The organism is Nitrosomonas sp. TNE100, assembly GCF_055387135.1.
The window spans coordinates 43,927-56,803 of record NZ_AP040998.1 but is presented as its reverse complement, the minus strand read 5'-3'; the positions used below and the strand labels follow the sequence as shown (position 1 = coordinate 56,803).

Here is a 12,877-nt window from a genome sequence, read left to right as displayed (position 1 = left end):
TTCATTTCCGCTTTTTGTACGTGACTGGCCCTATGCTATGAGTGCCCCAATACTGCTTATTGGTGCGATACCCAATATCACGGAAATACATGAAGGCTTGAGCCAGCTTAAAGTTATCGTCCGCGTTGACCTGGCGTAGCACGACTATTATGAATGCCAGCAAAACGAATACTGCAACCGAGACAAAACCGGACACCAACACGAATGACCACAGCGCCACAAGGATATGTGTTCCAACAATTAGAATGAACGGCACGATAGGAATGCCAAACATCATTGGAGGGCGCGTAGCACCCTTAAATACCCTGTCTCGACTGTCCATAACCTTAACCGATTAACATACCGGCAATACCTGCCGCCCCGCCAATCAAAACACCCCCCCAAAAAACAGGCGCTACATCTTTCCATTGAGCGGCTTGGAACATCATGCGAAAACCAACAAACATTAATGCAATTGTCAGCACAACCACCCCGATAGACAAAAGCCACGTTGAAACGCTATTGAGCATCGTTGTGCCGCGTTCAAGCTGCGCGAATGCAGGTGAACTGACCAAAGCCATACTGATTGCCAAACTCTTATTACGCACTGATTTCATATTTAATCCTTTGCTTGGTTGATTAACATCATTGATGAAGTGGTGTTGCTAACAGAAGAATTGCCAGATAAAAGCATACTGGCTGATTGAGGCTTAACGACCTTAACGCGCACGCCGGTTTGATCCGCGTTAACGTTAGTTATCTTGCCTTTTTCCGAACTGGCCAATGGGATGACAAGTGATGCGGAATCCATGTTGACCGGGTTCCTGGGTGTTGAAGAAATTACCTTGTTGATATAGCGGGTTACATCAGGGTTTGTTTTGCCAGCACCTAGCTTGCCGGAGTAATAGCAACTCAGGGCCGCATTGGTTGCACTGTATTCTTGTGTGGCATTGAATCCAGAACCGAGCGCCCAGGACTGGCATTGTTGAAAAATTTCGTATGCTGCCACAACGTTTTTGCACACATCGAAGCCTGCTTTAATATCGCTGTCCCAGCCAAGACGCACAAAATGGGTTTTGTTTACCTGCCCTTGTCCAATGCTGAAGTTTCGATTCAGGTTAGTCAGGTAATCGGCTGTTGCAACCGCCTCGGCAAGATTCTTTGGCTGGCGAACCAAGCGCCCACCCACAACCCCAATAGCAAACGGATTAAACCCAGATTCAACTTGATAAATCTGTTGCATCACTGGATCGCGCAGAGCGGATTGGCAATCTGGAGGCAAATCAATCATAAGAAAATAACAAAAAGACTTTACCGGTAACATTAGTATTATCCATGATTAACCGCATAAAGTCAATAATTAAAAATACTTTTTTAACAAGAAAAATATATACTAATTTAAGTGTTCTCACTAAGGCCGAGCAGATTGTTTTCTGCAGTCTGCATCCGTGATACAAGCATTGCGCAACGCGCAAAAAGGCGGCATAGAGCCGCCATTTTTTATAAACAGATAAAAGGGATGTCGCCTTGCAAGGCAAGGCGGATTACTTCAGCAGATAGGCCAGGCCAAAGGCCAGACTGATCAACAAATTGCAGCCCACCAGTGCGCTTAATAGCCACAGGTGTTTGGTGAATGGAGAAAAACCTGACGCGATGGTTTTTGCGTTTAATTCAGCTTGTTTGCTTATTTTGGCTTGGAGTGCTTCAGACTCAATTTCAAAATCTGATTTTGCCTTGTTGGTATGGATAGCCAAAGCACGCGCCATAGACTCCATATCCTTGAAAGCACCCTGAGCAACTTTTGCCGCGTTTTCTACATCGCTAGTTACACTCTTATATAACTCAGGCAGGTCTTTTTTTAGCCTCTCAGCTTCAAGCAAAAGTTTTTGCACATCGAGGAGCAAGTCGGCATGGACTTGCTCCAGGATTGTTGATGCGGGTCGCTCATTCATTAAAGAGTGTCCCAAAGATTTCATCGAAATGTTTCTTCACGCCCTTTGCCAGGCGCCCGCTTGTTCTCAGGCCGGAGAGTTCCCGCAATTTTTTCTTGTTTTGTTCTTCAGCGGGTTTGGCCTGAATTTCTTTTATGCGTGCGTTCACATCATCCAGGTTGGCCACGACTTGATCGACCGTGCTTTTGGTAAGTAACTCAAATACCTCGTTGTAATACACAGTTGCCCAGCCGATTCCCATTTCCGAGCAGTAACCAACGATAGAAGGAAACAAAGATTCCGGCACTTCATCACGAGGCACATAATTCAGAATGACTTTGATTTTTGAGCCGGGTATGCCGAACTCCTGCAATTGCGTTAGCAATTCCAAAGTATCGTTTTGTTGTTTGCTATCAGGCACGCAGGGCACTACGAAGTAATCAAAATCCTCATGGGCATCGTCAAGGTCTTTTAGTGCTGTGAGTGCCTGCTCAACGTTTGATGATCCCACATCTACAACGACATTCTGATGCAAGGCAATTTCTTCAATAACCTTCTTGAAATGCTTGCCGCTAACTTTCTCGCCATCGACGTTTGTTGTGTTGATGCTTTCCACCTGAATGATTTCGCAATTAGGAAGTCGAGGGGCCAGAAAATGTTTTGTTAGCGTGGACTTCCCTACATTGCCAGAGAAATTAACGACTGCTATCTTCGTCATCGTGTTTTCCTTTTCCTATTCCGTGTTTATCTAATTGATCTTCATAAGAGGGCGTTTTCCATTTTTTTAAAACGTCCCTTGCTGAAGGGTTGCTGTCCGCCTCTTTTGGCGAGTTAGAAACGCTGGGTTTTGCTTCGCTTAACCCAGTAGCGGGTGTATCAGGCGCTTTGGATATTCGCGGGGCGAACACGTCAACACCAGATGAGGCTTTGGCGCTGCCTTCTTCGGTAGCGTCTGAATATGGTTCGCCGCCTGGCTTTGAACCAGTTGCAATTGTCTTGAATTCGTCGGCGTATTTTGCGTATTCAGCTTCAAAATCTACGTTGCGCCTTAGCCATTTGGTGAAGGCGTTGTAGCCGCCTTGATAGCCTTGCAGCTTTGCGAATTCGTGAATCTCAACGATAGACCGGCGCATGTAATGCAGCAGGGCGAACGCTGGGATTAATAGCCGCAATTCTAGCTTTTCGCTTTTTTGCCTCTCCGCACAAAACGATAAAACAGCTTTGACTAGCTTTCGATCCACATATAACTCCGTTATCCCTGAAATTTGATTTTATTGTATCTGTGTTGTCATAGATATGCTATTGATTGTATATATATTATATATAAAGGTATATATATGTATATAAAATGAATCAGAAGGTATATGAAATTATTTGAAGGTATGTACTTGTATGTAAATTGATTCCAATTTCCCTATATATGTTAGTATGACTTAAAAGGCACGCTGGGTATGTTTACACTTCGGCTACGCCTTCGGTAAAATACCCGTGCCAAAGGTTCCACCTTTGAAACCGGAAAGCCTGGACAGACGGCCTGGCATGAGACGAAAGCTGACTACGCCAGCACCTGAAATATTCGCGGGGCGAATACGACAATGAAGCAGAAACGCACATCGACCAAGACCGCCGTAGTTTCATTTCGCATTGGAAATGAAGCCTACGACCGGCTGAACCAGGCCAGCGCACAAGCTGGTGTGTCCACGAAGGTATGGCTTGAAGAAGCCATCCTGAACAACCGCACCCGGATTGTGGAGCGGGCCAAGCCCAGCGCTGATTTGCGCGCCTTGGCTACCCAGATCAACCGCATGGGCAATAATCTTAACCAGGTTGCCCACACGCTGAACAGCGCCCAGCTCGCCGGTACGCTGTCCAGGGACGAATGCTTGCAAGCCATCGAACGGCTTGACCATATTCGCGCCCTGTTGAACGAAACGATTACCTATGCTCGCCAGGGTTAACGCCGCAGCGGGCGGCATCCGCGAATACCTTGAAACGGGGCGCAAAAGAGGCCGCGAATTCGACCGCGACCTGATAGATGATCGTATCCCCTTGGCGGGCGATATAGATCTGATGGACAGCACAATTAACCAGATCGAAACCAGGCAGAAAGGCGATAGCCGTTATCTGCATATCACCCTTAGCTTTGCCGAGCAGTACACGGAAAGCAATACCCCGACCCAGGGCCAAGTAAATCTGGACACGATACGCGCCGTCACCGAACAGTACCGGCACGATCTCATGGCAGCGTATGACGCCGAGGAATATGTTTTCTACGCGGAAGCGCATATTCCAAAAGTCACGCATGATATTCATGCGACCACGGGCGAAGCCTACGAGCGGTTGCCGCACGTTCACATCGTCATACCGATGCGAAACATTGCAACTGACCAATACCTAAACCCACTAGGTCACTACGACTCCAATATGGCCTGGCACGACGCTATAAAGGAGAAAATCAACAACGATTTTCACCTGAAAAGCCCATACGACGCGCCCCGCGCCGAACCGGCCCCCTCCCCTCTTGGGCGACACAAGGGTGATCTTGAAAATTTATCAGCTAAAGAGGTACGCGCCTATATCAAGCGCGAGGCCATCGAGGTCGGGGCGCAGACCCTTGAGGACATAGCCCGCATTGCCGAGCAATACGGAGTCGTGCGGGTGCGCCACGGGCGCGACGGCGACTATCTGAACGTCAAGCCCGCATGGGCTGAAAAGGGCATCAATCTTAAAGACATTACCCCTGAATCTTTACAGGCTGTCACCACGACTCCGACCCTTCGCCCCGACGCAGAGAAGATTGCTGCGAAGGTAGAGCAATGGACGCAGCGCCGCGCCCTTGAAGTGCGCTACGCATCCAGCAAGGGCAGGCGGGCCGCTTACAAGGAATTGGACAACCAGGGCAAAGCCGACTGGCTGGCCGATAAACGGTATCAATCCCGCGTGGCGTTGCTGCGCACCCTAAACCGAGGACTATATGAGCATCGAGGACGAACTGATAGCAAGGATGGAGGGCTTGGGCCAGATGTTGGCAACCATGACCGAACAGAATCTAATCATCACGCAGGAACTAACCCGCATCACGCAGGCATTGCAACGCGGCCAGGAAGCGGCCAGCCACCCGGACGTGCTCGTAGAGCAGATGAACAAACTAATGGAGCCAATCACGCGCGAAATCGCGGCGATTCGGCAGAATCTGGAATAACCAAGGAGAATAGACATGGCAGAACACGACTCGACCGTTATAAGCCCCGTATTGCAAAGATTGGAACCTTCCCGCCTCCCGAAAGAATTCACCGTTTGTCAGACTTGTCCGCACTCGGTATGGTTTTCGACGAAGGACAGACTGAAATGCTATTGCCGGGTGATGTTCCTAGTAAGTTGGGACAGCCTGAATCCGGTGTCGATGACGGAATGCGACGGCCCGAACATTGGCAAGGAGTAAGACGAACCGAAGGAGTAGACCTTGCAAACACACCAAATAGCCGAGCTTTGCAGGCAATGCGAGAGCGTGAAACTACATGCCGCGAGGCACTTGCACAGTCAGCAAGAACTCTTGAAGGCAATCGAACAGTTACGCTTGACGTTGAACCCGCCCAGCTTGCCGCTGGCCGACTTCGCACGGCTTTGGAACAAGAAACGATTCGAGCTGGCGACCCTCAAAAAAATGCTGGACGACAGAAAAGCGTAATCTGGGCGCAAGTGCGCGAAGGACGCGGCCCGGTCAATGCGGCACGGCTGAAAGCCGAGACAAACCCGGCGCTAGTGATCGAGGCCGCAGCCAGGTACTACAAAATCGACCCGACTCAATACTCGACCGGCGTAGGGCGCGATGGTACCCCGCGCATATTCCACGATGGTAAGCAGTACAACCTGGGCGACTTTTTCACCAAGCACCTGAATAAATCATGGCTGAACGCTCAGCCTATTTTGATGGAGTGCCACCAGGCATCGTTATCAGACGCCCTACCCCAGCCAGACTTGGAAATATGGGTGGCTTTCAACGAATGGCGCAGCCAATCTTACAAACACCGGCAAAACGAGCGTAACCACGCTAGAGAGCATTTTCGCGCTGAAACGCTGGCCGTGCGCAGTTTGTACAAGAAAGAGAAACAGGCCGCGCAGAAGCTAATCGGCTTGGAGCGTCAAGGCGCAATGGCCAAGGCCCGCGCTGCACGTGTTATCGCGCTGGAAGAAATCGCCCAGCAGCGCCAAACCATGTACAGCACTCTAAAAGCACCAGGGCGCAATGCCGAATACCGCACTTTCCTGCACAACCTGGCCGAGCATGGCGACCTGGCCGCGCTGGGGGAATTACGAAAAATGCAGCAGGCCCAGCCCGAGGCAGGTGAGCCGGATTTTATTCAAGGCCAAGGCGAGGACAAGCCTGTTTTCGCGCTGCCCAATTACCGTGTAGATATTGGCGGGAACGTCATCTATCAAGACCAGGGCAAGACCATCATCAAAGACACCAGGCTCGGGGTTGAAGTGCTTAACCCTGAGCAGCGTACCTATGATCTTGCCCTAAAAGTTGCTGTAAGCCGATACGGTAAATCTTTGACATTGAACGGGGATGCCGCATTCAAGCAGCAAATGATCCAGGCCGTACGGCGTAGCGGCCTAGATTTTGAAATCAAAGATGCGAGTAACCCGCTTGCGGCCCCTATTCGTGTCAACACGCCAATTCGTAGACGTTAAAAGGAAAACACGATATGAAATTATTTATAGCTGAAAAGCCATCTGCTGCGGAAGCCATCGCGATAAGACTACCTGGAGCCACGCGCAAGCGTGGATACTGGCAGTGTGACGATGCTATTGTTACCTATTGCGCCGGGCATCTGTACGAGCTGGCGAAACCAGAAGTCTACGATCCGGCTCTAGCTACCTGGCGAGCCGATGTATTACCTTTCGTGCCGAATCAATGGCGTTGGGTGCCCAATCCAAAAGCCAAAGATATGATTGACAATATCAAGCGCTGGCTAGACGATCCGTGCATTGATACAGTTATCAATGCTGGTGACGCCGACCGGGAGGGACAGGCCATCGTAGACGTACCTTTAGCGATACACCGCAATCAAAAGCGCACTTTGCGCTTTTGGGTATCCGCACAAGACCCGTCCAGTATTGATGAAGGGCTACGCAGCCTTGCTGCGAATGAGCGCTATGAGGCTTGGGGTTTCGCTGCAATGGCACGAGCTTGCGCAGACTGGACACATGGCATTAACTGCACCAGAGCGCAGACCATTACGGAACGGGTAAACGGTGGCAGTGGTGTGCGACCTGTTGGCCGGGTGCAAACTCCTACGTTAAACCTTGTCGTTGTGCGAGATCGGCTGATAGAAAATTTTGTGTCTGTACCTTTCTATGTTGTAGAGGCTACCATGCAGCACGAAAACGGCAGCTACATAGGACGCTGGAATCCTCCCAATGATACAGGGCTGGATGAAGAAAACCGCTTGGTTGATCCAGCCGTAGCCCAGGCCGTCATTGATGACGTGCAGGGCCAGCCAGGTGCGATAACCAGCCTTGAAATCAAGGCCGGATGCAAGCGGCAGCCGACAGGCTTTTCATTGACGGGCATTTCCACGGCAGCATCCCGCGCCTTCGGCTACAGGGTTGCCCAGGTGTTGGAAATCTGCCAGGCATTGTACGAAAAACACAAGCTGACCAGCTACCCACGTACCGATTCTGGCTACCTGCCCACATCGCAATTTAAAGCTGCGCCCAACATTCTGACCGCTCTATCGGCCAACTTGCCGCAGATTCAGCAATGGATTGACGGCGCTGATACCAGCATAGAATCGCCTATCTGGAATGATAAGAAGATCGAGGCGCACCACGCCATGATCCCGACCGGCTATCAGGGCGACATGAGCGCCTTGAGCCAGGAGGAAATGAACGTCTACATGCTGATTGCACAAAACTACCTAGCGCAGTTTTACCCGGCCTGCGAGTTTGACGAAACCACCGTGCAGACCAGTATCGGCCAGCATGTTTTCGGCACCAAGGGGCGCGTCATCACCAATGCGGGCTGGACTGTCCTGTATGTCAACAGCACCAACGAGGACGCCGACGAGGGCGAGGACGGCCAGGCACTACCCAGCATGGAGCAAGACGACGCGGTAACGTGCATCGACGTGCAAGCGCACCAGCGCAAGACCACGCCGCCGAAGCACTTCACAGAAGCGAGCTTACAAACCACAATGGAAAATATTCATCGTTATGTTGACGATGAAAACGAAAAAGCGTTGTTGAAAGATGGTGACGGCATTGGCACTCCGGCCACTCGTGCAGCCATCATTGAGGACTTGGGCAAGCGTGGATTCCTTTCGGCCAAGGGCAAATACATTATCAGCACCGATACCGGAAAAGGGCTAATTGACAGCCTGCCAAGTGAGTTGACCAGCCCCGGTATTACGGCTCGCTTTGAATCGGGCCTGACCGCTGTGCAGCGTGGCGAGTTAAGCCGAGATGATTTTCTGGCCGAACAAACAGCATGGGTTAAAGAACAAGTATCCCAAATTCTTGCCCCGACCTTGCCCAAGCTGGCCAAAACTCCCGACCCTGCCCTACTTGCGCTACGGGCACTTTGTGGCGCATTGCCCGCAAGGACGGCAGCGGCCATTTTTGGAGTTGCGACCAGCGCAATGCCAAAATAGATCCATGTGAATACATTGTATCGGACGAGGACGGCGAACCAGGGCCGTATGTAGAACCCGATCCGGTCTACAAGTGCCCAAAGTGCAAGAAGGGCCAGATACGCCGAGTGGCCCGCAAGGACGACAGTGGCCATTTTTGGAGTTGCGCCCGATGGCGCGAGGGCTGCAAATTTACTACCGGGGATAATGAAGGCACCCCACAACTTGACTAAAAGGAAACACGATATGTATACAATTGCTCAGATTGAACAAGTCAACGCAGCGATACACAACCAAGGGGGCGACACGCCCCAGGCATTGGCTCGTATGAAAGCTATCAGTGATATTTATCTGAACGCACTGGCCGCTGGAGTAGCCAGGGTCGAACAGGAAAGCCTAACTGAGCAAGAAATTGAAATGATCAATCATTTTCTGAAGTAATACTTTAAAGAAAAAGCCCTGCAATAACGCAGGGCTTTTTTCAACTGACGATGTTCGCCGAGCGAACATCGTACAGCGCACTTAACGCTTCAACCATGGATATTCTTCTTGCTTGGGCGGATGCGTTTGTTCCCACCGCGCTTGTTCCGACACAAAATCTTTGTTAGGCACCCACCTGCCGTTCTGTTCCATCGTCCCTATGTACTTGGCAGCAACGTCCGAATAGTTATTGCTCCAATACGCCGCACAGTGATCGGGGAGTGAGTTCTTAATTCCGTAATACGTTTCAGTGTTACAAGAACTGCTCATAAAGCTATTATCCCAACCCTTGCATACCTTGCGTTTAAGTTGTACCCGTTGGGTGCGGTTCAAATAATCAGCATCGCAACGGCCCGCGCCATTTACAATATCCTCAACAAGCTGGGGCATGTTTGCAGATACATTCTTCGCAGTAGGACACATATTCAGAAACGAGCGCCGTGCTTTGACTGTATTGCTCCATTTCAAGCGCGTAATATTGAAATACCGACTCAGCGAAGCGCTGCACTCATCCGGGCGCTGTGACGAGGACAAGCACAGGATCGCCTCACATGCCAAGCGTGTATCACCAGTAAAAGATTGTTCTGCTGTGTCTGTTGCGGCACCCGAAGTTGAAGCAGTTAGCATTCCAACACTGATTATTCTTATAACAATTTTCTTCATAAATCACTCCTAGAATAACGCCGCCGAAGCGGTACAAATACAGGTACTTAACCTAAATAACATGAGTTTACTAAAAATTGAATATTAAGTGTACTCATTTATTGACATGAGGGAAGTATTTCGGATAAAATCAGACCTAAAGGAAGCGTTTCAGATAAAATTAGGCCTACAGGTAGCGTTTAAAAAGGAAAACACGGATGAAAACAATTGCAGTAGCCACCCAAAAAGGCGGGCAAGGAAAGACGACCATCGCCTTACACCTTGCCTTTTCCGCTGTTGAAGCCGGGTTAAAAGTGTTGTTTGTTGACCTCGACACCCAGGGTAATGCCACACTGATACTGACTGGATCAAGCCGAATTGCCCACACGCCAGACTACGCGGCCTTGACGGCCAGTAGCCTGTTTAACGCCCAGACAGGGCGGCGCATCAAGCCGCTGGCGACCGATGAAGGCATTGACCTTATCGCACCCGACGCGCAGCTATCGGAGCATATCAAAGGCACTATCGACCCTCATAGCCCGGAATTGGCTGCGCCCCGCGCTGTGCTGGGGAAGTTTGCAGACGATTACGACTTGTGCATCATCGACGCACCCCCAGCGATGGGCCAGGTACTGGCCGCGCTGCTGGCCGCGTCCAATGCCGTGATAACGCCGCTGACAATGGATATTTTTGCTATCGACGGTGCAGCCGAATTGCTAGATACCATTTCACTTGTGAAGGAGGCAGAAAACCCCGGCCTGGTTCACTTGGGCATCGTGCCTAATCAGATCAATACCCGCAGCCAGGAAGAAACCGCCACCCTTGTCAGCTTGCGCCAAGTCTACGGATCGCTTATCACGCCCTACGCTTTTAGCTTGCGGTATGCTGTTAAGGCTGCGATTTCTGCCAGAAAACCCGTATGGCGGTCTGTCAATGGTTCCAGCCATCGCAAAGCTGCACAGGAATGGAAAGACAATTGCCGAACTGTGCTTGAACAATTAAATGTATTGGAGAGCCAACAATGACGAATGCAGATACGCCTGATTGCAGAACAACACCATTACCCGCATCATTTCATATAAAGGATCAACATGACCAATCCTATTATTAAAGCTGCCGCTGGAAAGTTTGCTAAAGGCATTCAATCGCTGGCTATTGAACAGTCAGTGGCCAAAGCTACCGAAATCTCATTAGACCTCATCATTATCAAAAAGCAGATACGCACGGAATTTGAGAACGACGAAAACCCGCTGTCCGAACTGGCTGACGACATTAAAACACGAGGCGTTTTGCAGCCTATCCTTGTGCGTCCCCTGCAAGGCGGCAAGTACGAACTGGTCGCCGGAGAGCGGCGCTACCGTGCCGCGAAAATGGCCGGATTGAAGGCCATCCCCGTACTAGTCAAATCCATGACCGACGAAGAAGCCGAAGAAGCCCAATTCATTGAAAATATCAAACGTAAGAATCTGACCCTGCAAGAGGAAGCCCAACGCATCCAGCGCGATCTGGACGCTTGCGGCGGCGACGTTGAGGCCGTATTGAAAAAGTACGGCAAGCCCAAAAGTGGGCGCGTATGGATTTACAAAATGCGGGGGCTTCTCAACCTGTCCGAACAGGCACAACGCCTCATTTCGGAGAACATCACCGCCGATATGGAAGTCATTAACGATGTACGCCAGATCGAGAAAGTAAACCCAGGCAAGGCAAAAGAAACGGTAGAGGCGCTTAAAGCAGCCAGCACTACAACAAAAACCACAGCTACAACGGATGCAGACGGGAATAATAATGCCGCTGCAAAACCTGCCAAATCCGGCAATATGCGCGAAATTTCGCGCAATGCCAAGGCCGAGATAGCGCCAACCAAACGTCAGGCGGCTAAGAAAGACAACGAAAAGATCAAAGAAAACCAGGCCACGCCGCGTAACCGGGACGCCGAGGCACCCGGCCAGGTTTTTACTATTTTCCCGGCCGCATCAGCCTCCATCCAGCTCGATGAGGTAAAGGACGATGTTTTACAGATTGACGACGAAGAAAGCCGTGCCGCACTTGAAAAAATGCTACGTGGGTTTTTCGATAAGGGTGCGGACACTGTAGAATGGGTGGCTGCGGTTTCTGAAGGGATTCGGCAAAGAGATTATGACGACTCTTCTATGGGTAGGCTAAAATTAGCCGCCTTTTCAGCAGGCTTCGCTAAGTCAGAGAGTTTCAACTTAGATGTGTTGATAGACAAAGCGAAGAATCTTTAAACACCCGAGTGCATGACCTTAAAAAAACATTATTATTATTCCAAAAACCGGATGCAAGCGCCCGACTTTGAGCGGACGCTTGCGTTTACACGTACACGCGAGAATACCCAGGCCATTGCCAGAGATTATCTGGTGGAACGTCATTCCCTGGGCACGATAACCACCACATTCGACACCACAAAACAAAACGTATTTAGAGCGGTTGCTGCCCTGATGGAAGATGCGCAAATCGCCCAGGAAACCATTGCTAAAATCAGGCCTGTATTCAATAAGCTGAACATTCCCAAGAAGCAATACAACACAGCGCATGAGTTTTTTTTTACGTCAAAAAGTCTGGATGAAATTGCTCAACAAACAAATTCAACGGTTGAAGGTGTTTTAAAGATCGCACGATGCACGATCAAATATTACCAGCTATATACGAACAAAGACGCTGTTAAAGAGCGAGAGGTCGAATTCGATAAAATTCTTCGGTATGGCAGAGCAGGAGAAAAAGCCATCCAAATTTGCTACGATTATTTTGTGATTCAAGACACTTTGACAGTGATTGCAGAAAAATATGAAATCACAAAACAAAATACCTACAATATCATCAGACGCTTTGAAGAAGCTCAGGCGCGCTATGCAGCCGAAAACCCACCCAAACCTAAAAGACGCAAAGTAACAAAACCCTGAACCGGGAAATTTTCCTATTCAGCTTCCTTCGCACTAATCAAAAGACAAACCTGCTACAGCTAACGCCAGATGTTCGCCTGGCGAACACAATAAACGCGCCAGGCGCGACCACGCCCTAAATCCAGGGCAGACGCTGCTCGCCTGCTATAGCGGTCCCGCTGAATTTAAGTGGATCATGTCCAAGTCGCCTTTGGCACGTTGTGTAGCTTCGCTGATTTCCTTTTGCCTGCCCTAAACGGTTATCCAGTCCTGCCATTCCTTCAAGGGTCGGGCTACGTCCTGAAATCGT

15 protein-coding genes are annotated in these 12,877 nt (G+C 50.0%); 7 read left to right on the top strand and 8 right to left on the bottom strand.

The features are described 5' to 3' along the window. Position 1: 1 nt before the first annotated feature. From ACZ5EJ_RS12220 to ACZ5EJ_RS12195, 6 genes are all read right to left on the bottom strand, one after another. Positions 2-274: a VirB3 family type IV secretion system protein gene (locus ACZ5EJ_RS12220; protein ID WP_464557930.1), complete on the bottom strand. Its 273-nt coding sequence runs from the start codon at positions 272-274 to the stop codon at positions 2-4. A 52-nt stretch (positions 275-326) separates the two neighbouring features. Continuing rightward, the gene (locus ACZ5EJ_RS12215; protein WP_464557784.1) at positions 327-596 is read right to left on the bottom strand and encodes a TrbC/VirB2 family protein; all 270 of its coding nucleotides are present in this window, start codon (positions 594-596) and stop codon (positions 327-329) included. Positions 597-598: 2 nt separating this feature from the next. Beyond that, the gene (locus ACZ5EJ_RS12210) at positions 599-1,222 is read right to left on the bottom strand and encodes a lytic transglycosylase domain-containing protein (protein ID WP_464557928.1); all 624 of its coding nucleotides are present in this window, start codon (positions 1,220-1,222) and stop codon (positions 599-601) included. A 301-nt stretch (positions 1,223-1,523) separates the two neighbouring features. After that, entirely contained in the window at positions 1,524-1,931 is a 408-nt protein-coding gene (locus ACZ5EJ_RS12205) for a hypothetical protein (RefSeq protein WP_464557783.1), read from the bottom strand. Continuing rightward, complete coding sequence (stbB, locus tag ACZ5EJ_RS12200) at positions 1,924-2,628, bottom strand: StbB family protein (RefSeq protein WP_464557781.1); 705 nt, start codon at positions 2,626-2,628, stop codon at positions 1,924-1,926. Before stbB ends, ACZ5EJ_RS12205 begins: the two co-directional genes overlap by 8 nt. Then, positions 2,606-3,151 (bottom strand): hypothetical protein, encoded by a 546-nt coding sequence (locus tag ACZ5EJ_RS12195; RefSeq protein WP_464557780.1) that lies wholly within the window; start codon positions 3,149-3,151, stop codon positions 2,606-2,608. Before ACZ5EJ_RS12195 ends, stbB begins: the two co-directional genes overlap by 23 nt. A 354-nt stretch (positions 3,152-3,505) precedes the next feature. Between ACZ5EJ_RS12195 and ACZ5EJ_RS12190 the strand changes: the two genes are divergently transcribed. Next, entirely contained in the window at positions 3,506-3,868 is a 363-nt protein-coding gene (locus tag ACZ5EJ_RS12190; protein ID WP_464557778.1) for a plasmid mobilization protein, read from the top strand. On the opposite strand, the gene ACZ5EJ_RS12185 is transcribed toward ACZ5EJ_RS12190, so the two are convergent. Continuing rightward, positions 3,846-4,214: a hypothetical protein gene (locus ACZ5EJ_RS12185; protein WP_464557776.1), complete on the bottom strand. Its 369-nt coding sequence runs from the start codon at positions 4,212-4,214 to the stop codon at positions 3,846-3,848. The genes ACZ5EJ_RS12190 and ACZ5EJ_RS12185 overlap by 23 nt on opposite strands. 354 nt (positions 4,215-4,568) lie before the next feature. Between ACZ5EJ_RS12185 and ACZ5EJ_RS12180 the strand changes: the two genes are divergently transcribed. The 3 genes from ACZ5EJ_RS12180 (at position 4,569) to ACZ5EJ_RS12170 (ending at position 8,986) form a co-directional block, all read left to right on the top strand. Then, positions 4,569-6,605 carry an LPD7 domain-containing protein gene (locus ACZ5EJ_RS12180; RefSeq protein ID WP_464557774.1) on the top strand — a complete coding sequence of 679 codons (2,037 nt, stop codon included), beginning with the start codon at positions 4,569-4,571 and terminating at the stop codon, positions 6,603-6,605. A gap of 14 nt (positions 6,606-6,619) precedes the next feature. Beyond that, entirely contained in the window at positions 6,620-8,566 is a 1,947-nt protein-coding gene (locus ACZ5EJ_RS12175; RefSeq protein WP_464557772.1) for a DNA topoisomerase 3, read from the top strand. A 225-nt stretch (positions 8,567-8,791) separates the two neighbouring features. Next, positions 8,792-8,986: a hypothetical protein gene (locus ACZ5EJ_RS12170; protein ID WP_464557770.1), complete on the top strand. Its 195-nt coding sequence runs from the start codon at positions 8,792-8,794 to the stop codon at positions 8,984-8,986. Positions 8,987-9,067: 81 nt separating this feature from the next. On the opposite strand, the gene ACZ5EJ_RS12165 is transcribed toward ACZ5EJ_RS12170, so the two are convergent. Continuing rightward, the gene (locus tag ACZ5EJ_RS12165; protein ID WP_464557926.1) at positions 9,068-9,688 is read right to left on the bottom strand and encodes a TrbM/KikA/MpfK family conjugal transfer protein; all 621 of its coding nucleotides are present in this window, start codon (positions 9,686-9,688) and stop codon (positions 9,068-9,070) included. 197 nt (positions 9,689-9,885) lie between these two features. Between ACZ5EJ_RS12165 and ACZ5EJ_RS12160 the strand changes: the two genes are divergently transcribed. From ACZ5EJ_RS12160 to ACZ5EJ_RS12150, 3 genes are all read left to right on the top strand, one after another. After that, positions 9,886-10,692, top strand: a complete 807-nt coding sequence (locus ACZ5EJ_RS12160; protein WP_464557924.1) for a ParA family protein — start codon at positions 9,886-9,888, stop codon at positions 10,690-10,692. 66 nt (positions 10,693-10,758) lie between these two features. Beyond that, positions 10,759-11,913 (top strand): ParB/RepB/Spo0J family partition protein, encoded by a 1,155-nt coding sequence (locus tag ACZ5EJ_RS12155; RefSeq protein ID WP_464557922.1) that lies wholly within the window; start codon positions 10,759-10,761, stop codon positions 11,911-11,913. Positions 11,914-11,925: 12 nt separating this feature from the next. Continuing rightward, positions 11,926-12,588, top strand: coding sequence for a hypothetical protein (locus ACZ5EJ_RS12150; RefSeq protein ID WP_464557920.1), 663 nt, complete (start codon positions 11,926-11,928; stop codon positions 12,586-12,588). The last annotated feature ends 289 nt before the right edge of the window (positions 12,589-12,877 follow it).